The organism is Microcoleus sp. C2D2, from assembly GCF_036702495.1.
GTDB lineage: Bacteria > Cyanobacteriota > Cyanobacteriia > Cyanobacteriales > Microcoleaceae > Microcoleus.
Window position 1 is genome coordinate 1 of sequence record NZ_JAUBTO010000138.1, and the last position, 21,206, is coordinate 21,206.

Annotated in this window: 15 protein-coding genes and 1 tRNA gene; 9 read left to right on the forward strand and 7 right to left on the reverse strand. The window is 47.2% G+C overall.

All coding sequences use genetic code 11. From position 1 onward, the window contains the following. The first annotated feature begins 110 nt into the window (after nt 1-110). Nucleotides 111-1,289, forward strand: coding sequence for a transposase (locus tag QUB61_RS30720; protein WP_333127237.1), 1,179 nt, complete (start codon nt 111-113; stop codon nt 1,287-1,289). A 137-nt stretch (nt 1,290-1,426) separates the two neighbouring features. On the opposite strand, the gene cobA is transcribed toward QUB61_RS30720, so the two are convergent. The 4 genes from cobA to QUB61_RS30740 form a co-directional block, all read right to left on the reverse strand. After that, complete coding sequence (gene cobA / locus QUB61_RS30725; RefSeq protein WP_333127235.1) at nt 1,427-2,251, reverse strand: uroporphyrinogen-III C-methyltransferase; 825 nt, start codon at nt 2,249-2,251, stop codon at nt 1,427-1,429. Beyond that, the gene (locus QUB61_RS30730; RefSeq protein ID WP_445300301.1) at nt 2,248-2,988 is read right to left on the reverse strand and encodes a sirohydrochlorin chelatase; all 741 of its coding nucleotides are present in this window, start codon (nt 2,986-2,988) and stop codon (nt 2,248-2,250) included. The genes cobA and QUB61_RS30730 overlap by 4 nt, the downstream gene beginning before the upstream one ends. Nucleotides 2,989-3,250: 262 nt before the next feature. After that, entirely contained in the window at nt 3,251-3,934 is a 684-nt protein-coding gene (locus QUB61_RS30735; RefSeq protein WP_333127230.1) for a manganese catalase family protein, read from the reverse strand. A 194-nt stretch (nt 3,935-4,128) separates the two neighbouring features. Beyond that, nucleotides 4,129-5,655: a serine/threonine-protein kinase gene (locus QUB61_RS30740; protein WP_333127228.1), complete on the reverse strand. Its 1,527-nt coding sequence runs from the start codon at nt 5,653-5,655 to the stop codon at nt 4,129-4,131. Nucleotides 5,656-6,051: 396 nt separating this feature from the next. Here QUB61_RS30740 and QUB61_RS30745 point away from each other — a divergent pair. The 4 genes from QUB61_RS30745 (at nt 6,052) to QUB61_RS30760 (ending at nt 12,047) form a co-directional block, all read left to right on the forward strand. Further along, nucleotides 6,052-6,124: transfer RNA gene (locus QUB61_RS30745), tRNA-His, on the forward strand. Nucleotides 6,125-6,306: 182 nt separating this feature from the next. Then, the gene (locus tag QUB61_RS30750) at nt 6,307-10,635 is read left to right on the forward strand and encodes an AAA domain-containing protein (protein ID WP_333127225.1); all 4,329 of its coding nucleotides are present in this window, start codon (nt 6,307-6,309) and stop codon (nt 10,633-10,635) included. Next, on the forward strand, nt 10,613-11,503 hold the full coding sequence (locus QUB61_RS30755) for a hypothetical protein (protein ID WP_333127223.1): 891 nt from the start codon (nt 10,613-10,615) through the stop codon (nt 11,501-11,503). Before QUB61_RS30750 ends, QUB61_RS30755 begins: the two co-directional genes overlap by 23 nt. 208 nt (nt 11,504-11,711) lie before the next feature. Further along, nucleotides 11,712-12,047, forward strand: coding sequence for a XisI protein (locus QUB61_RS30760; protein WP_333127221.1), 336 nt, complete (start codon nt 11,712-11,714; stop codon nt 12,045-12,047). An 89-nt stretch (nt 12,048-12,136) separates the two neighbouring features. Here the strand turns inward: QUB61_RS30760 and QUB61_RS30765 are convergent, their stop codons facing one another. From QUB61_RS30765 to QUB61_RS30775, 3 genes are all read right to left on the reverse strand, one after another. Then, entirely contained in the window at nt 12,137-12,652 is a 516-nt protein-coding gene (locus QUB61_RS30765) for an S-layer homology domain-containing protein (RefSeq protein WP_333127219.1), read from the reverse strand. 70 nt (nt 12,653-12,722) lie between these two features. After that, nucleotides 12,723-13,412 (reverse strand): DUF3747 domain-containing protein, encoded by a 690-nt coding sequence (locus QUB61_RS30770; RefSeq protein WP_333127217.1) that lies wholly within the window; start codon nt 13,410-13,412, stop codon nt 12,723-12,725. Between the two features lie 633 nt (nt 13,413-14,045). After that, nucleotides 14,046-15,038 carry a ribose-phosphate pyrophosphokinase gene (locus QUB61_RS30775; RefSeq protein ID WP_333127215.1) on the reverse strand — a complete coding sequence of 331 codons (993 nt, stop codon included), beginning with the start codon at nt 15,036-15,038 and terminating at the stop codon, nt 14,046-14,048. 679 nt (nt 15,039-15,717) lie between these two features. Between QUB61_RS30775 and QUB61_RS30780 the strand changes: the two genes are divergently transcribed. The 4 genes from QUB61_RS30780 (at nt 15,718) to QUB61_RS30795 (ending at nt 20,803) form a co-directional block, all read left to right on the forward strand. Then, on the forward strand, nt 15,718-16,176 hold the full coding sequence (locus QUB61_RS30780) for a GatB/YqeY domain-containing protein (RefSeq protein WP_333127213.1): 459 nt from the start codon (nt 15,718-15,720) through the stop codon (nt 16,174-16,176). Between the two features lie 717 nt (nt 16,177-16,893). Then, nucleotides 16,894-18,540 (forward strand): serine/threonine-protein kinase, encoded by a 1,647-nt coding sequence (locus QUB61_RS30785; RefSeq protein ID WP_333127211.1) that lies wholly within the window; start codon nt 16,894-16,896, stop codon nt 18,538-18,540. Nucleotides 18,541-18,600: 60 nt separating this feature from the next. Then, complete coding sequence (gene bioD, locus QUB61_RS30790; protein WP_333127209.1) at nt 18,601-19,308, forward strand: dethiobiotin synthase; 708 nt, start codon at nt 18,601-18,603, stop codon at nt 19,306-19,308. A 277-nt stretch (nt 19,309-19,585) separates the two neighbouring features. Then, nucleotides 19,586-20,803 carry a M20 family metallopeptidase gene (locus QUB61_RS30795; RefSeq protein ID WP_333127207.1) on the forward strand — a complete coding sequence of 406 codons (1,218 nt, stop codon included), beginning with the start codon at nt 19,586-19,588 and terminating at the stop codon, nt 20,801-20,803. Nucleotides 20,804-21,206: the final 403 nt, after the last annotated feature.

Consider the following 21,206-nt stretch of genomic DNA (forward strand, 5'->3'; position numbering starts at 1 on the left):
TGGGAACCCTATCACTAGGGATATTAAGACCGCAATGTCTTAAGAATCCCCGTGCCTTCAGGTCGGGGAGTGTCAAGGTAAAATAAAGCCATAAAGTTAATCACTTGGTCATGTTTGTACTCGAAGCCAAACTCAGAGGTTCGACAAGACAGTTTGCCATCATCGACGAGATGATACGCACGGCTGGCTTTGTCAGAAACAGTTGTATTCGACACTGGATGGATAATCGCGGTGTCGGACAATACGACTTGTCGGCCCTCTGTTCCGTTTTGGCTAAAGAGTACGAATGGGCAAAAAAGCTTAATTCTCAAGCCCGTCAAGCATCTGCAGAACGCGCTTGGCAGTCGATTAAGCGGTTTTATGACAACTGCAAAAATCCAGCTATCAAGAAAAAAGGTTATCCCAAATTCAAGAAAGCTCGTTCTGTTGAATATAAAACCAGTGGGTACAAGCTTTCTGAAGATAGGCAATCGATCGCGTTCACTGATGGGTTTAAAGCTGGAACTTTTCGGATGATAGGGGCTTTTGACCTTAACTACTATCAACCCGAGCAAATAAAACGAGTTCGAGTTGTGCGTAAAGCAGATGGCTACTATGCTCAATTTTGTATTAAGCACGATAGATTTGAGGAGATAGAACCGACAGAACAGGTAACGGCTCTTGATGTCGGCTTGATGCACTTCTACACTGACAATCGAGGTAATAAGGTTGAAAATCCCCGCCATCTGAGAAAATCCGAAAAAGCTCTTAAACGGCTTCAGCGTCGGGTTAATCGCAAAAAGAAAGGCTCTAACAAGCGTAAAAAAGCGATTAACAAACTGGGAAGAAAACACCTGAAAGTCTCTCGCCAGCGTAAAGACTTTGCCGTGAAATTGGCAAGGTGCGTGGTTAAATCTAGCGATTTGGTGGTGTTTGAAGACTTGAAGGTGCATAACATGGTTAAAAACCATCGCCTTGCCAAAAGTATTAGTGATGCGGCTTGGAGACAATTCTTTGAATGGTTGGAATATTATGGGCAAGTATTCGGCAAAATTGTCATTACCGTGCCTCCTCAATACACCAGCTCTGAATGCAGTTCTTGTCATCGAATTGTCAAAAAGTCTCTGTCCCAAAGAACTCATGTCTGTCCATGCGGATTGACTCTCGATCGGGATGAAAATGCTAGTCGCAACCTTTTGGCAAAAGGATTGGAAATTGTGAGTAGGGGGGGACACTCCCGAATTAACGCCCAAGGACATTTGAACCTCTGTCAAATAAGTGAAAGCTTGCTTGATAAGTTTGGTGGTTGATTTGGGAACCCCACGCTGTATGCGACAGCATCAGCGTTGGGAGCATGTCAGTCCTGGACGCTCTTGCGACCTCAGAAACCCGGTTTATTGGTATATTTATCGTTGCTCGTGGCAAATTTTTCTAATACACCGGGTTTCTAGCCCCCGATGCGTAAGTCTTGAGTCTGAGAAACAGGCCGAGATCCCGACAATATCGAGTGCAAGTTGACGACGTTTCCGATGACCGCGATCGCAGGTGCTGCAAATCCGGCGGCCTCAACTTGCTCTACAATTGTAGCCAAAGTCCCGATCAATTCTTCTTGTTCGGGCCGCGTTCCCCAGCGCACTAACGCTATGGGCGTTTCTGCACTCAATTGGGCTGCTGTTAACTGGCCGATAATGTAAGGCAAATTGTGGATTCCCATGTATACTACAATGGTTTCGGAACCCCGGGCGATCGCCTGCCAATTTACCTCAGCGCGATATTTTCCCGCTGCTTCGTGGCCGGTGACAAAGGTGACTGAGGAACTGTACGATCGGTGTGTTAAAGGAATTCCCGCATAAGCAGGGGCCGCAATCCCAGAAGTTACACCGGGGACGACTTCTACTGACACTCCAGCTTTTACCAACTCTTCCATTTCTTCGCCGCCGCGGCCGAAGATAAATGGATCGCCGCCTTTGAGACGAACTACGATCGCATTATCTCCTGCTTTTTCTATCATTAGCTGAGTTGTTTCGTCTTGCATTAACGAGTGGCGGCCTTTGCGTTTTCCGGCATCTATTCGTTCTGCTTGGGGGTTGATTGCTGCCAAAATTTGAGGGCTGACTAAAGCGTCGTAAATCACCACATCCGCACACTCTAACAGAGCTTTTCCCTTCAAGGTCATCAAACCCGGATCTCCTGGCCCCGCACCTACTAAGTACACTTTGCCTAAAGACATTTTTCTTGCTTCCTTTACCTCTTCTGTGCCTCTGCGGTTCATTTTTGAATTAAATTCCCAATTAAGTCTGCTAATTCTACACTTGCGCCTAGAGGATTTGCGAGATGAAGTTCTGTCGCAGGAAATTGCTGCTTTAGCTGTGCGACATTTTTGGCGATCGCATCTGTAATTCCTCCATTAAATAAGAAGTATGGCACAATCCCTATTTGCTGCTGTCCACCACGAACCAAACTGTGAATTTGCTCTGACAAACTCGGCTTTACCGACCAATAAGCTGTCTGTATACCGAGTTTGCTGGCAATTTCCTCAACTGTCGAGTTACCTCCGGGGCGACGGCTGCCGTGAGATAATAAAATCCATTTTGGCAATAGCAGATTGGGGAGAAAAGCCACCTCTTGCATCTGACTTTTTACCAATTTTGTTAAGCCTGCTTCCTGGGAACCTAAATGCGGGCGCAATTCAATTTTTAGCTTGTCACCAAAAGTTTGTTGTGCAATTTCCACCTCTGCCGGTATGTCTTCGGCGACGTGAACTCCTGGCAATAAAAATACAGGCAGGATTTGCAATTGTGTCAGTCCCAGCGACAAAGTACGTTCGCCCAAACTGCAAATTTGTTCGTGTAGCGGTGCGGGTCCGAGTTCTAAGGTGGCGGTTGCTACGGGGGGGAACGAGTCAGCCAATTGTTGAGACAGCAGTTGAGCTAGGTTTTCCAAAGCTAGTTGGGGTCTGGGGTCGCGGCTGCCGTGAGAGACTAATAAATAGGTCGATCGCAATTTCAATATGGATTTGATGTTAATGTTCGATCGGGATCTGGACTTGCGCCCACCAACTCAAGAAACCGGGTTTTTCAACGGCGGCAAGAGCCTGCTGCGAAGTATTTTCGTAAAAAAAACCCGGTTTCTGCTTGAGTCCGGGAGATTTTCAATACTATAACATTTTTTAGCCGATCGCTCTTCATAGTAAAGAGTAGGTTGGGTAACGCGAAGCTGTTCCCAACCTACTCGGCTGCTGTGCTGTGAGGGTGATTGCGGAATATTCCGATTAATGTCTCGGGCCTGGTTCGGCGATGTATTGGAAAGTAGGTTCCGAGTTCCAAGGGCCGCGTTCGTCCTTGCCATTCGTGGACAAGTTAAAGTAGAGATCCACAGTGGAATCTGGCGGAATATTCCCGAACAGCGGATCCGTGAGTTTGCCCAAGGATTCCAGAGCTTTCATGAACATTTGAGTGTGAGAAATTTCGCGAGTCAGCAGAAAGTGCAGCGTCTTTTTCGTTCCTGCATCCGGTGCTAGTTTAATCAATTCTTCGTAGGTTTGGCGAGCTCCTGCTTCCGCACCGATATCAGCGCGCAAATCGCGCACCACATCCCCGCCTTCGTTGATATAAGCTGCCGTCCAAGCTTGACCTTGGCTGTCCAACAAGTGTGGGCCTACGCCGCGCACGGCAAACAATGTGCTTTTGTAAGCTTCTGTTTGGTCAACGTTTTTGGTGTGCATTTCTATGAGTTGCCCCACCATTTCTAAGTGGCTGAATTCTTCGATGGCAATATCTTGGAGCATATCCTTAATCCCTGGATTTTCACAGTGAAATGACTGCACCCAGTATTGCAAAGCTGCTGTCAGTTCTCCGGTTGCTCCGCCAAACTGTTCTAGCAGCAATTGCGCAAAACGCGGGTTGGGTTCGTCTACAGTCACTGCAGACATTAATTCTTTTTTGTGAAAAAACATGGATCGGTACCTCTATTTAGTTCTGTTGTTAAAGTCTGAGGATCGCAGACTTTATCTGTGTTCGCCTTCTGAATCCATTGTGCGGCAAGCGATCGCACCGAACCTCGGTCGCTGGTTACATCTAACGGGACAATTTTCTCTGCTTTCAGGTAGAGCTTAAACTTAAAATTTTAGTTAGTTAGTCGGTACAAACATTACAATTTAGGAGCTGCTTTATTGTCGCACTCGGTTAATTTTGCTGACAGGGCATCGAGGTGTCGCAGCCACTGAAGGCCGCCCACCCAACTGCGAGAGGGGAGGTGTCCGATTGGTGCTTGCTGACTATATTTAATCTGCCCTAAAGCAGTAGCAGAATTGTAGGTTTGCCAGTTGACCCGATCGCAGAATCTGATATAGTCTCGCTTAACGCTTTCGTAAATTTGTTTTTGGACGCTGAAGCCAAACCGACCTTGACTGTAGTGCAGCCAAAGGCGATCTAGTGTTTGCAAATCTTCGCACGGTAGCTGATAAATTTGGCTAATTTCTAGCTGAGTTCCCGGTTGCTGGGAAAGAGACTGACACATCAGGGCCCAAGTTTCGCGATCGGCTTCTTTCCACTTTTTGTTTGACAAAAAAGCCCGCAGTTTGGTATAATCAATTCCCCGTGCCGAAATTAGAGTTCGATCGAGATTTGAAGTAACAGATAAGGAAAAAGTTTCTGCGGAATTGGGGACGGATTTTGTGGGTAAAATGGGAGAATCAGAAGTTGGTAGCGCCCTGCGATCCGTTGAGTTGTCGCTATTACTGAGAGCAGGAGCGATCGGCTTTTTGGGCGAAAGCAAATTTGGATGGCGAATATCTAATGCTGCTTTGATATCTTGCAAAACTTCCGTAGCAAACCTGTACCGCTGATTGAGACGAGTTTGCAGCAATTTATCTAAAATTTCACCTAACTCGCGGCTAATACTCGTGCCTTTGGGGAGAAAATCGGGCCAGCACCAGCGCTCGCTGTTATAGTCGTACATATCCAAGGGAGTAACTTGCGTCATCAGGCGAATGCAAGTAACACCTAAACTGTAAAGGTCGCTAGCAGGAAATACTTTGCCGCGCAGTTGTTCGGGAGCTACATAATCTTGACTGCCGATGAGCGTTGCTGGACGGAGTAGGGCTGAATCTGTCAGCAGTTTGGCAATGCCGAAATCGATCAATACGAGTTTGTTGTCCGATTGGCGGCGGATAATATTTTCGGGTTTGATGTCGCGGTGAATGACGCGCTTGTCGTGGATAAATTGCAGCACTGGCAATAAGTCTTGCAGCAGTTGCCAAATTTGATTTTCATCGTATATATTCTGGTCTAATTCTTGTTTGAGAGTCGGCCCGTCTATAAATTCTTGAACTAAATAAATAAGGCCTTCTTGTTCAAAGCCCGCTAATAATGTGGGGATTTGCGGGTGTTTTCCGAGTTCGTCTAAACGGACGGCTTCTTGGCGAAATAATTCAAGGGCTTTGTCAAAAAATTCCGGGTTGCGATCGTAAAAATGAAATTGCTTGACTGCACAGCGGGGTTGAGATGGGATGTCTCCATCGATTGCTAGGAAAGTTTTGCCAAATCCGCCTCTACCTAAGAGTTTAATCGGGCGATATCGCTGTCTCAGCAATAGGTTAAAGCCGCAGTTTAAGCAAAATTTTGCGGTGTGGGAGTTTTGAGGATTTTGGCATTCTGGGTTGATGCAGTAACTCATATCGATTTTAGATTTTAGATTTTAGATTTTAGATTGCGGAGAAGGCTTTTTTTTAACGAACCGCGAAGACGCGAAGGGCGCGAAGGAAGAGGGAAGAGAGAAGAGACAGGGTTGACAACTGATGCAGTCCGGGATATTAGGCTATTTTAATGCGCTGGCTCGAATCGGGACGCTGCTAAAGCTGCTGAGTCCGGGCGGCGCGACTGCTCTGGAAGCGGGATAGTTGCCGATCGCGCGGAGCGAAAATTCGGCTAAACTCTTACTGTGCCTGGAATTTGAGGCACAATCGATCTGTCCGGTTCGGGGACGCTCAGAAATATTTCAAAATATTTTTGCTTTACCCCTAGACTTGTACTGAGATCTGATGCTATAGTTACAACAGTTACAACTAATACGGCGAGCGTAGCCAAGTGGTTAAGGCAGTGGTTTGTGGTACCACCATTCGTGGGTTCAAGTCCCATCGTTCGCCCTTTTGATTCTGAACTGTTTAATTCGATCGCCCGTCCCCTGTACGGTAAGTTGCGATCGCCTCCGGGTGTGCACTGCACACCTTAATCTTGTTTGGGATTTAGCGGTTGTGTCGGCACAAGTTCCGATGTGCTAATCTTGAATGCAATCTAAAATCTAAAATCTAAAATCTAAAATCTAAATATGCCGTCTTTAGTAGCAGAAGATTGGGGATATAAATTTAGTGGCGATCGCACAATTAATAAGTTTATTCGCGATGTTGAAGGGGAAGCGGCTTTAGCGAAATATTGCGATTGGGAATGCCGAGAACGTGCGGAATTTCTGATGTCGGAGATTGCTGGGAAATCTCACAATCTGTTTTACGTGCGCCGCCAAAAGGTAAATGAGAGATTTTCTGAAGAAGAAATCTGGGAATTGCTCCTTGCTACGGATGGTGATGATTTTGAATTACCTCAATTGTTGCAAAAAGCCGTGAAGCGAAGCTATCCCGAAGGGAATCGCACTTTACGCTTACTAGCAACTGTACGCTTTGAAGACGGAATCGGCGGTTTAAAACTGCTGGATGCTGGTTTGGTGGCGGTTCCCAGAGGGAGGAAAGATGGGTATTCTTTGCCGGTTCTGTTGCGACTTTTGGCTAACAGTCGAGCGCCAATTCCTGTAAAGTCGATCGCCCGCGTCCAACAAATGCCTTTTTGGGACGACAGACACATACCGACTACGGAACAGCTAAAAGTTTGGCAGACTTTTTTAAATGTGGAACAACGCATTGCCCAAGCGCGTCAATTTTGCGTGCCTTTCCGAGCGCACAATTACGGTTCAGGCTTTAAAATAGTCACTTTTGAAATCGATCGCAATTCCGCAACTCTTGACGGCTATGATGAAAATCCCTTACAAGCGGGCGACTTTCGTGAAAGGCTGAAAAAAGCCAGAAATGAAGAAATTATTCTGTTTGATTCGCCGCCCGGAAGCAGAAGCAGCCGAGAGGGAGAGACTTTAGGCAGCATCGCCGAAATAGACTTTGAACATGGTAAATTACGCATTAAATTAGATGTTGATTTAGGAGTTCGCATGGCGGGCGGCAGATATCAACTGCCACAACAAGGATTCTTGTATTTTGAGGCGGCGGGCGATCTCTCTCAGATCGATCGCAAGAAAAAAGCTTTAAAAATGCTGACTGATGGCCGCGCTCAAAATCCCTATTTGAGTGAGTTTTTCTTCGACTCTTCTCAGGCGAGAATGCCCGAAAAATTGATTAAATTGGATCGGGAAAATTTATTAAATCGCAATGCTAATGACGACCAAATCGCCGCCGTAGAAACGGTGCTTTCGGCGCGGGATTTAATTTTGATTCAAGGACCGCCGGGAACGGGCAAAACGACTGTGATTGCGGAGATTTGCTATCAAATTGCCCGTCAGGGCGGCAAAACGCTAATTGCTTCGCAAGCAAATTTGGCTGTAGACAATGCTTTGAGTCGGTTAGTTCACAATCCGGCGATTCGGGCTTTGCGGAAGGGAAAAGCTCATAAGGTGCAGGAAGAAGGGCAGCCGTTTTTGGAGGAAAATGCGATCGGCACTTGGCTGCAAAATACGGCGGCTGACTGCGAACAAAAGCTCTCGCAGCGCCTGACTAATGTCAAATCTTTGCGGCAGTTGGTGGCAGAATCAGAGCGATTTACCGCCTACTGTGCCGCGGAAAAAGCTTTTTTTAATGGACTAAAACACCTGCACGACAGTAAAGCAAATATTGAGGAAAAGTGCAGCCAGCAAGCAGCAGAGTATGAACGAAATTTAACCGAAAAAAGCGATATTGAATCTCTAGTTAGTGGGTTGGAAAATCTGCTGGATGCGCCTCATGTCAACTGGGAATCTCCCGAAGTGGCTGAGTTTATGCCCCGACTAAAACCCTATTCGGAAGGCAATGTTTTAGTAGAAAACTTGATGGCAAATGTTCGGATTGCTGCTAGCAATGCTATTCAAATTGGGTTCGATCGCCCTGCTTGTGGCGCGTTTGGGCTTGCGGTTTGGCTGCAGGAAACTGTAGCAGCGCAAATATCGGAATTTAAGACGGCTTTCGATCGCGCTGATGATGTTTGTCACGCTATGTCGGCGGTTGCGGAGTCGTTGCGGGTTTCCCGCCAGATGTCTGAGGCTTTGAATCAACTCGAATTGGGCGATAGGCAAAATCAGACACACCGCCAAAATCTCGAACAGAAAATCAAGAATTTGGAACTGCGAAAAGCGGAAATTGCAGCCGTTGTCGTCGCCGTTGCACAGTGGATCGAGACGGCGGATACGAAACTCTATGAAGTGGTGAAAACAGGCTGGGAAACGGGCGCAATGCTCGCGGATGATATGGTAGAATTGCCCGCAGGATTGCTGAAAATTGCCCGATCGCTCAAATTGCCGATCGTGCCGCCCAAATGCAAGGTCAATTTGCCGGATTTGGATCGGTTGCAAAAGGCGATATCCCACGAAGAAAGCGCAGGTTTTAAGGACATACAAGGGCAACAGTTCCGGTTTAGCGAGTTTCTACACCTAAATTTGAGTCAAACGCCGATCGTGCTCTCTGCGGGCGATCGCACGCAATGGCAGCAGCTAGCCAAAGACTTCGCCAGCTATTCCCAAGTCAGCCCAAGTCAGCGCAAATTTATCATCGAAAAAGCTCGCACTTTTTTAGGTAGCATTCAACAATTTTACAGTAAATCCTTGCAGCCAAATCAGATCCAGGCTACCTTCGATCGCCTAGTCAAAGAATTGCTGCACAGTATCCTCGCAAATGCGCGTCAGTGCGTGGTTCCCCTGAAAACCGAAACCGAACAGCAGCTTATAAAACAGCAACAGTTATTAGATAAAATCGGTCAAACCTTGAGCCAGCAGGAAATATCCGCCGCTAAACTTCAGGTAGAAACAGCGCAGCAAGAGGCGAACTTAAAAATTAGCGAAGTTACTAATTTGTTGCAAGCAATTGTCCAACAGCCAAACGCCCCTGAAAAGTTGCGGATTTTAGCCGAACAATATCTCGCCCAAAAATCCAATATTTGGGAGCAACCGCAGCAGTTTGTCAAGCAAGTTGAGGCTTGGAAAGCAAGCGCGATTCAGCTTGACAAATCAATTGCTGAGCTAGACCCTTTTGGGGTTTTGGAGACAATCAAAAATACTCTTGACGAGCATTTATCCCCGCTGCAAATTGCCGCCGCAACAGCGCAGCAGCAACTCGCAGAACTTCAAACAGAATTGAGGGAAATTACCGCTCAACTGCAACAGCAGCAACCGACAGCAGCATTACTTGTTGAGAGAAATTGGTGGGAGTCAGCATGGCAAACTATCCCCACTCAATACCAGCCAGAAGTTCCGGATACAGGATTATTCAGCGGAGCTTTTTTAAGCAAAATTAAGCGTCTCTTCAAAACTTGGCAGCGGAAATTAGAACAAGAAGAAACAGCACTAAATCGCTCTCAAAACTTTGTGACAGATTGGATTCAAAAACTCCGCAATCCATCAGAAAAAGACCAAAGCGATTTAAAGCAAATTTATATTGACAATGCCAACGTGATCGGCATTACTTGCGTGCAAGCTGCCAGTTTCGATTTTACTAAAAACTTTCCCAGCTTTGATGCAGTCATCATTGACGAAGTTAGCAAATGCACTCCGCCCGAGTTATTAATCCCCGCTTTGAAAGGCAGAAAGTTAGTATTAGTGGGCGATCACAGGCAATTGCCGCCGATGTTTAATCAAAGTACGATCGACGATATTGCCGAAGACATCGGCTGTACCGGAGACGAACTTAGCTTCATCAAAGAATCTTTGTTCAAAGTATTGTTTGAAAATGCCAGCGACAGCATCAAAAAAATGCTGACAACTCAATACCGAATGCACCCGCAAATCATGGGCGCTATCAATCAGTTTTACCAGCAAAAACTCAACTGTGGCATTCAGGAACCAGACACCAAACGCGCCCACAACCTCGCAGGTAGAATCATTCAAGAAAACAATCATGTCCTGTGGGTTAAAACGCCCGTTGCACAAGGGTTTGAAGAGGAAAAACAGGGTACTTCGCGGTTAAATGTCAAGGAAATTGACCTGATCGAGCGTTTGTGCGAACAAATGGAGGCAGCTTGGCGGCCCAAAGTTGCCGACGGCGAACCGCCGAAAGAAATCGGGATTATCACTTTTTACGGCGCTCAATTGAATGCAATTAAAGATAGAATCGAAGCCGAAAGATTTCCTGCTTTGAGCATCCGCACTGGTACGGTTGACATATTCCAAGGCATGGAAAGACCTGTAATTATTGTTAGCACAGTGTGCAATAATAATAGGGGCGATATTGGATTTGCTAAGGAACCGGAACGGGTGAATGTGGCATTTTCTCGCGCTCAAGAATTGCTGATTGTTGTCGGCTGCCACGATTTATTTACCAAACAAACAGGTACTGTCGGAAAAATGTATCAGGAAGTTTCAAAAACGGTGCGTCACTGCGGAGGTTTTGTAGATGTCTCTAGCGTCCTCAACTAAACCAATAGACTCGAATTTAAGTTCGCTAGCGGAACAAATTGAGGAACAAAATCCGGGTTTGTCAGTGTTGGCGGCGCGTCAATTCCGCTTCGCAATCCGGCAAACTCCGCTGGAGGTGGCTACTTGCGAACCGCGCGAGTTTAACGTGTTGGAAGAGTTCATTTTGCGGGCGGGCGTTGAGTTTGAACCTGCGCCAACTTTGAAGGAGTTGGCGGATTTGCTGGGGTTAGACGAGATTTTTGTGAAGACTGCGGCGGCGACTCTGGTTAGTTTGGAAAGCTTGGAGGTGGCTGAAAATGGGCAAATTGCGATCGCCCCGCAAGGTAGAGATTTTTTTGATAAAGGTGCGGTTAGTCGATCGCAAATTCAATCAATTTATGCCATTTCCGATCCGCTGAATCAAACTCTTACTTTTAAATTCGATGCTTTAGTGGCAGAATCGGTCAACTTGCCCGATTTAGCAGATTTAGTATCGCTCGAACATAAAATTACTGACTTGGCGGATTTAAGTATAGCAGAAATCCAGCCGTTAATTCAAGCTTCCGGCTTAGGAATTCACGTCCCCGAAAACGGGAAAATTGTGTCTGAGTGCGCTGTCATCGGCGACGATTTAGATATTTGGCAAACAGTCTCGATTTTTGTGTTGTTAGATGCGATCGAAAATAAAACTACTATTCAAGTCCGACAGGGAAAGCAAATATTAGAAACAGCCTCAAACCGACTCAACGAACTTGAATTCCAGCAAAAACTTTCCTTAAATGACTTGTGCAAATTAACCCCCGACATCGCACAGCAAGAATCAGAGACAATCCCGGTTCCGAAAACTCCTAAAAAGGCATCTAAGAAGAAACCAAAGGAAACGATATGATGAGGACTAACTCCTGATTACAAACTGGTTTGTATTGAGGACTAAAGTCCCGATCGACTGATATCTTGCACCCTTCTCAATTACTTGTTTAGGAACGGGCAAGATGCCCGTTCCACAAAAAAATCAAGTTTTGTGGAACGGGCATCTTGCCCGTTCTTGACAATAGTGTAACATATAAGTATTAAGCAACAAATGAGGTAATTGTGCAATGGACAAACTAGCTCAATATCGTCAATACGTTCAGACATTAATCACCCGTTATGCCGAAGATGATGTTTCCGATGATGAAGTCGAAGTGCAACTAATCTTAGACACAGAACGAGATCATTATCAGTGGATGAATGTCGGCTGGGAACACTTAACCCGGATTTATCGAAGCATCATTTACATTGACATCAAAGATGGAAAAATCTGGCTTCAGCAAAATTTAACCGACCAAAATCCTGCGGAGGAATTAGTTGAAATGGGAGTACCGAGAGAGGATATTATTTTGGGATTGCAACCCCCCTACAAGCGGCAGTATACTGATTACGGTGTAGCGTAAAAGGTCCAGATAAAAAAATACAATACTCAGATTTCCAACTTCTTGAAGAAGTCGGGAATCTAATTCGCCCTACTCAGCCTTAACGCATTTCAGCATCCGCAAAGTAGCAGCCGCGTAATTCTACTTTGCAGAATCATCGAAAGCAAACCGCCAATTTCGTTAATAGCGGCAGCAAAAGAACAATAAGAAGACATTTGAGTAATAATAGAAGCAGCCCAATAATTCTGAATGTCTGAAAAAGTTTTAGACGGCTCTTTAGCAACTAAATTCTGCTCCATTCCCGCCGACAAACGAAATTCCGCAGCTATTGGCAGCACCCCGATCAATTCAACGCGAGTGACGGACTGCGTAGGTTTAAATGTTCCATCTTGATAGCCGCTAACTATCTTGTTATCCCGCGCAAATAGAACTTTTCCGGCACTCCAGCGGGAAATATCAACCTCGCTATAGAGACGGATAGAAAGATTGCTAGGAAATGTGATATTAGCACCTTGTATTGCTTGAAAGGATGCCAATACTAAAGATACCAATTGCTCTCTGCTAACAGCAAGTTGCGGTCGAAAGGTATTATTTTGAGAAAAACCGGCTACAAACCCAAAGCGCACAGCTTCTTTAATTTCGGAAGCCTAGATATCATCGGTAGCTATCTCCGAACTGTAGAAAAGCCAGTATTGCCTACGGTATTGGCTGCGGTATTACCGTAGGTATTTCCTGCGGTAATCCCGCAGGTATTTCCTGCGGTATTTCCTGCGGCATTGCTTCGGTATTGCCTCCGGTATTGCCTCCAGTATTGGCTCCGGTATTGCCAATTTCTACCGGGGCGGGTTCATTGGTAGTGAAATAAAAGTGGCCTAATGTGCGGCCTTGGTAAGCTCTTTTACTCAAGCGCCAAGCAGGATCGAGAGTGATTTTCATGAATTCGTTAACATCGCCGTTTGTGCGACCAATAATCACCGATTTACCTTGGTAATCTACCGGAGTTCCCATTAGAAGAACATTGCCATCTACAGTTTCCAAAGTTAGGGCGTATTTTAATGCTAAATCGGTGCCGGCCATACGAATTGAAAAGCCGTTGCTGTCAGTTGCGCGACCACAAATACCGGTGAAGTCAAAAGTAACTAATAACGGATCGACTTTCACGGGATTAGAGCCGCTTTCGCTCCAGCACTGCCGCTTGTCAGATACCTGTTCTAAAATTAGCAATTGGTAGCCGCCGAAAGGGCGGGGTTGGGCGATGACAATTACTCGGTCTTGGCTAATTTCGGTTTCGTCAAAAGTAAATGCTTTAGCCGCACCGATCGCCCCGAGTGTTAAAATTGCTGAACCTGCCAGTGCGGTCACTGTTCGTACAAGTGAATGTTTCATGCTTTTTCCCTATTGGCTCCTTATTTTGATGAGACTTATCTAGAATATAAAAAACTCGCTCTCTTTAGACAACAAGATTGAATTTTACCATCTCTTGTTCCGGTGGTACCAAGTGCGATCGATCGCCGATCGTCACATTTGTTCGTAGTGAGGAGTAAAGTCCGAGGAAAGTTTATGAGGAATTTAGTCCTCACTACAAACTTATAACCGTTATTTTAGCGACGAAGTTGATATTATATCAATTCCGGTTAGACCGGAATGATAGAAGCTCTGGACACCGCACTAGCCTTTCCCTACCCCAAAATAATCGCATCCGGCGATCGAGAGATGTAACTATCGCCCGATTAATTTTCGGGAAACGGCACCGCGCCGTGTCCTGACTGTGGGTAATATTAATTCCGATGCTACCGGATTTGATATTATATCGTTTCCGGTTGCATGGGCACGATCGAGTCAAGGTCAATAATTCCACATTCCCCAACGGACGACTCCCAACGGACTACTCCCCATCATTCCGATGCTACCGGATTTGATATTACTTGCGGGAAACGATCGCAATATCCGCACAAAAAATGGTGCATTAACCAAGTGTAACGCACCCTAAAACAAACATTCAAAAAGCGCCTTTCCTGTCTAGCGAAACATACTGCTAACGGAACTATCTTCGTGAATCCGCCAAATAGTTTCTCCGAGCAAATTCGCTACTGAAAGCACTGTCAACTGCTCAAAACGGTTCTCTTCAAGCACAGGAATTGTATTCGTAACAATTACCTCTTCCAACACCCCGCTAGACAAACGCTCGATCGCCGGATGCGAAAACACCGCATGAGTAGCACAAGCATAAACCTGCCTCGCACCCTCGCGGCGCAACAATCTCGCGCCCTCAGAAATCGTGCCGGCAGTATCGATCATGTCGTCTACCAACACAGCAGTTTTGCCCCTGACATCACCGATAAGATTCATCACTTCCGCCACGTTGTGAGCTTGACGGCGCTTGTCAATAATTGCCAGGGGAGCATCGCCAAGCTTTTTGGCAAAAGCTCTCGCCCTAGCGACTCCGCCCACATCCGGCGAAACCACAACAATATCCGTCAATTGCTTGCTCGCCAGATAATCCAAAAGCACCGGCGACCCGTAAACGTGGTCGAAAGGAATGTCAAAATAACCTTGAATCTGAGCCGAGTGCAAATCCATCGCCAAAACGCGACCGGCCCCAGCTTCAGTAATCAAATTAGCGACCAACTTCGCAGTAATCGACTCTCTTCCAGCCGTTTTGCGGTCAGCCCTAGCATACCCGTAATAGGGAATGACGGCAGTAATTTGTCTGGCCGAAGCGCGCCGACAAGCATCGATCATAATTAACAATTCCATGAGGCGATCGTTCACAGGGCCACAAGTTGGCTGAATCAAGTAAACATCGCAACCCCGAATCGATTCTTGAATTTGAACGTAGAGTTCCCCATCAGCGAACCGCTTGCGAACCATCGGCCCCAAATCTATCCCCAGATAGCGAGCCACCTCTTGGGCGAGGGGAATATTAGCAGAACCGGAGAACAGCCGCAGACGGTCATGAGCGGAAACCGGCGGCTCGGGAAGCGAAAGCGGTAAAGTAGCAGAACGGATCACAGCAGGCCTCTTGCAGGACGTTTATTCCACCGCTATCTTACCATCTGAAACTAGAAATTTTTAGCCAATTCTTGGAGAGATTTAACTTTCGGGGCTGCCACAAGTGTTAAGTTAGGTGGACTCAATAGGACTTGCAGAAATATCTCCGATAAACCGGGTTTCTAGCCCACATTCCGCAGCCTCAACGGTCACAATCGGTTTTTACTTGTTTTTATCCAGCACTAAAGCTATAAATTATACTACAATACCGTACATTAACGGTTAAAAAACTGTTTAAAGGCATAATTTATTACTTTAAAGATAGAGTCTTCTGCGTAATTATGCTGTGTGACACCCCAGGGTGCGGAATGTGGGTTAAAGATAGAGTTTTTTGGGTAATTATCCTGTGTGACACCCCAGGGTGCCGAATGTGGGTTCTAGCAAGCGATCGTACTGGCAGAAGTACGATCGCACTTGTGTCCCTGCGTCTAAAAATTCTGGCGAGAGTCAATGCCAGGGCCGAGGTCCCAAGTGCAGCCGCCCAAAATTCGGTCGAAGCCCGAAGGATCTAGCCCGAGCCCGGGATCGAGGCAATAAAAATGCCACCAACAGGCAATAAACTTGAAAAACACCGTAAAAAAAGTTAAGAATCGGGATCGCACTCCAGATTTTTGAGTAGGGCAAAGCAAGGTAGAAATTGATGAGCTTAAGAGAACGCATTGACGCAGAAATCAAAGCAGCCATGAAGTCTAAGGACAAAGTTCGCTTGGAAACAGTTCGCAGCATCAAGAAATTTATTCTCGAAAAAGAAGTCAGCCTCCGTCCTTCCGGGCAAGACACGCTGACAGAAGCTCAAGAAATGGAAATTTTGATGCAAATAGCGAAACAGCGCCGGGATTCGATCGAACAATACCGCAAAGGCGGCCGCTTCGATTTAGTGGCACAAGAGGAGGCGGAGTTGGCAATTGTTGAAGAGTATTTGCCGCCGCAGATGTCAGACGAAGAGGTGAGTCAAGTCGTTGACGAAGTGATTGCCTCGGTTGGCGCTACTTCTGCAAAAGAAATGGGCAAGGTGATGGGCAAGGCAATGCAGCAGCTTAAGGGCAAAGCAGACGGTAACAGAATTCAAGAGATGGTGAAAGCAAAGCTTAACAGCTAGTGCCGCTCCAACTCAAATCTTCCAGCATTGGCGATCGGTCTTTCAGGGGCCGGCTATTGGCGCCACAAGAATATTGAACTTTGAGCAACTTTGAGCAACAGCCCGGATGCTCAAAGTTGCTCAAACAGTCCTGGACTCATCAAGACTAAAGAAACCGGGTTTTCGATCGGAACTGCAGGTTGCAACCTGTGTATTTTCGTGAAAAAACCAGGTTTCTGACTATCCTTGGGTCCAAGAATGTCAAAAAAATGTAAAATACTAACTTTGGCCGGGACTGGGAACTAGAGACAGTCAGGAACCTCAGCCTAAAGGCATGAAGCTTGAAGGAGAAATCTAACAAGCCGTTCCCCTAGGGCCTAAGTCTTCATTGACTACGTTTTTTGAGTCACGACACCCGCTTGATGCGTAGCTAGTCCCTCGCTCTGTCGCTAGCGGTTAAACAGTCTGGTATGTCACGCTCGACAGTGCTGCTAGCCGGCGCAAGCTCACTAAACAAAGGCGCGTGCTAACTTGACCCCAGAAATGGGAGTTTGAGGCAACCATACCTCACGCCTTGGGGCAACCATACCCCTCCACCCCGCGAGGGGATTCAAATTAAATGTAAAGCCGATGCTCAAAGCACGGGGTTTCTACCCATTTTTCTGATGAAGCATTAAAGACGTAGCAGTCTATGTCTGTGAGCGATCGTCTATTTTTAAACATTGTCTACTTAAACTTATGCAGCCACCTATTGCTATTGGAACTCTCCTACAAAACCGCTACCGCTTGGTGAATATTTTAGGTCAAGGGGGATTTGGCCGGACTTATTTAGTAGAAGATTTGGGGCGGTTTCAAGAACGCTGCGCCCTGAAGGAATTGATTCCGGTGCAAAGCGGGCCTTACGTTTTGGAAAAATCGAAGGAATTGTTTCAAAGAGAGGCGGCAATACTTTACCAAATAGCGCACCCGCAAATTCCCCAGTTTCGGGCAATATTTGAAGAAAACCAGCGTTTGTTTTTAGTGCAGGATTACGTGGAAGGGATGACTTACCGCGAACTGCTGCTCGATCGAGCTTCCCAGGGTCGCACCTTCACCGAAGCCGAAGTCTTGGTATTTATCCGGCAAATGCTGCCGGTACTGGCTCACATCCACGCCCGCGGCATCATCCACCGCGACATCTCCCCTGAAAATATAATTCGGCGGGAAAACGACCAGTTGCCGGTGCTGATTGACTTTGGTGTGGTGAAGGAACTCGCCACCAAAGTCCAGTCTCCCGAAGCAACAGCCCACGCGACAACTGTCGGTAAAATCGGCTACGCGCCGATGGAACAGTTGCAAAGCGGGCGGGCAACTGCCAGCAGCGACCTCTACGCTTTAGCTGTAACGGCGATCGTCCTGCTGACGGGCAAAGAACCGCAGGAATTGCTCGATCAAACAACGCTGCAGTGGAATTGGCAGCAGCGAGTGCAGGTGAGCACGGGTTTGGCTTTGGTGCTGAATCGGATGTTGAATCGATCTCCGGGCGATCGATATCAATCTGTCAGCGAAGTCGCCCAAGCACTCGACAACCAAACTAATCCTCAGCCTAACCCGCCAACTGTACCGCCCGCGCCAGCAGTGGTGCCGTCAAATCCTTCGCTAGTAGCAACGGTGGCGGTGGGCAGGCCGCCCGAGCCAGCCGCCCAGAGTGCCCGCCCGCCTCAGCAGCCAGACCCGTTAATTGAGCCGGCTGGCGACTCTTTTTGGGACAATCCCTTCGCTGCGATCGGACTGCTGACGGGCTTAGTAATCTTGACGGGCTTCGGTTCCTGGGCCTTAGTAGGCTCATTTCTCAACAATCAGGGCCCCAAACCCACTCCGACAGCGCCACCAGTCACAAGTCCGACGCCGACACTAACTCCGATACCAACCCCAGAACCTTTGCCAACCCCAACCCCAGAACCGACACCAGCGCCGACTCCCCCACCTGTGCCGGAACCAAGCCCAGAACCAAGCCCAGAACCAAGCCCAGAACCTGTGCCGGATCCAAGCCCAGAACCTGTGCCGGATCCAAGCCCAGAACCTGTGCCGGATCCAAGCCCAGAACCTGTGCCGGATCCAAGCCCAGAACCAAGCCCAGCGCCAACTCCGACACCCAAACCAAGCCCAGCGCCAACTCCGACGCCCAAACCGACGCCCAAACCGACGCCCAAACCGACTCCAGCGCCCGCACCCAGACCGACTCCTGCACCAACACCAGCGCCGTCGCCGTCGCCGGAACCAGCACCAACACCAGCGCCGTCGCCGGAACCTGCGCCAACACCAGCGCCGTCGCCGGAACCAGCACCAACACCAGCGCCGTCGCCGGAACCTGCGCCAACACCAGCGCCGTCGCCGGAACTCTAAACTTCTGGCAAAATTCCCCTAGACTGAAGTAGAGGCCAATTACTTGTTAGCTATTTGCCAATGAACTCGTTGCTAATTGCTGGAACTGATACCGACGCGGGCAAAACTGTTTTGACCAGCGCTCTGGCTGCTTATTGGCAAATGTATTTTCCCGATCGCAGTTTGGGAATTTTGAAGCTGTTGCAAACGGGAACGGGCGATCGCGAATTCTACACCCGTTTGTTAGCCCTCGACCAATCCCCCCAAGAACTCAATCCGCTGCACTTTGACGCGCCTCTAGCACCGCCGATTGCCGCGGAACTGGAGGGGAGACATATTGAGTTAGAAAAGGTCTGGACGGCGCTGCAAAGCCTCTGTAAGCGCAAGGATTTTGTATTGGTGGAAGCTTTGGGAGGACTGGGTTCGCCTGTAACGCGGGAACTGACGGTGGCCGATATTGCGAGGGATTGGCGGCTGAAGGGAGTTTTGGTGGTACCAGTGAGATTGGGGGCGATCGGGCAAGCTGTGGCGAATGTTGCTCTCGCCAGACACACTGGTTTTGGGCTCAGAGGTATTGTGCTTAATTGCGTTAAAGCTTATTCTGAACAAGAAATTGCCGAACTGGCGCCCCTTGATTTGATCCAGTCGCTGACTCAAATACCTGTGTTGGGTATTTTGCCGCATTTAGATGACCCGACTGACCTTACCAAATTAGCTCAAGCAGCTTCAGAATTAGATTTAGAGCGGTTACTACCAGGGGTTAATTTAGTTCCTGGGACTTCTAAATAACCCTATTCTAAACACCTCTCTTTCTCATTATTCTCTTTCTCTGCGTACTCTGCGCCCTCTGCGGTTCATTAAAAAAAATCTCCTGCACAAGTCAAGTAGGATTGACATAGCAATTATCTTTGATTTTTGAATAAGATTTTTTTACCGCAGAGAGCGCAGAGAGCGCAGAGAAAGAGAAGAGATAGTTACAGGAATTATTCATAGTTGCTATCATTAGTAATGATAATTGATTAACTGATTAGACCTAAAACCGAATTCAAAAAAAGGAGAATAAAACATGGTTTCTACTTTACCGAATTTAAACTCTGTAGATTTATCTCAGTTGCGGCTTGAGATTAGAAATTTGCAGCCTCAGCTAGTCGAATGGCGGCGCCGCTTGCACCAAAAGCCGGAGTTGAGTTTTCATGAAAATTTAACGGCGCAGTTTGTCTCGCAAAAGTTGCAGGAATGGGGCATAGAGCATCAAACTAATATTGCTAAAACTGGTATTGTCGCAACTATAGACAGCGGCAAACCGGGGCGGGTTTTGGCAATTCGAGCTGATATGGATGCTTTGCCCATTCAAGAGGAAAATGAGGTGGATTATCGATCGCAGCATGATGGAATTATGCACGCTTGCGGTCACGACGGCCACACTGCGATCGCCCTTGGTACTGTCTGTTATCTTGCCAAGCACAAACACAGCTTTTCGGGTAAAGTAAAATTTATCTTTCAGCCCGCCGAAGAAGGGCCAGGAGGCGCAAAACCGATGATTGAAGCGGGAGTTTTGAAGAATCCTGATGTTGATGCGATCGTCGGCTTGCATTTGTGGAACAATCTACCTTTGGGCACTGTAGGCGTCCGCAGCGGCGCGCTGATGGCGGCTGTCGAAATTTTTGAGTGCACGATTTTTGGCAAAGGTGGACACGGCGCAATGCCACATCAGACTGTGGACTCGATCGTAGTTACAGCCCAAATTGTCAGCGCTTTGCAGGCCATTGTCGCGCGGAATATTGACCCGATCGACTCAGCGGTAGTAACTGTCGGCAAATTCCACGCAGGCGACACCCACAACGTCATCGCCAACACCGCTCAAATCGGTGGCACCGTGCGCTATTTCAATCCAGCATATCAAGGTTATTTTGACAAGCGAATCGAGCAAGTAATTGCCGGAATTTGTCAGAGTCACGGGGCAAATTACAAATTAGATTATTCTGCGTTTTACCCGCCGGTGATTAATGATTCAAGAATAGCTGAATTGGTGCGCGGCGTCGCAGAATCTGTTGTCGAAACCCCTGCGGGAATCGTTCCAGAATGTCAAACAATGGGAGGCGAGGATATGTCGTTCTTTTTGCAAGAAGTGCCCGGTTGCTATTTCTTTTTAGGTTCAGCAAATCCCGAGAAAAACTTGGCTTACCCGCACCATCACCCGCGTTTTGATTTTGATGAAACTGCGTTGGGGATGGGTGTAGAAATGTTTGTGCGCTGCGTAGAAAAGTTTTGCGTGAGAGATTGAAAGCAATTTATAAATTTGTAGTGAGGACTAAAGTCCTCTCTTTAAGCTTAAAGTCCTTACTGTGAACAAATCAGTCAGTTTGTAGTGAGGACTAAAGTCCTCTCTCGAGGTTTTAGGCAATGCGGAATCTGGCTTATATCAATTCCGGCAGTAAGGCCGGAATGATATCAAATCCGCGCCCAGAAAGTCGGGCGTAAAGTCGAATCAAGCTTGCCAACAAATAATTCGCACAATTTTCATTTTTTTGACTCACAGTCAACAGTCAACAGTCAACAGTCAACAGTCAACAATGCGGACGGTGCAACTGGAATCGATATCAGTTGTAAGGTAGTGCCCTGAAGGAAAGGATAAAAAAATCAACCGAATTCAAATAAAAGTAGGCACCTGGAGTTGTAAATTATCA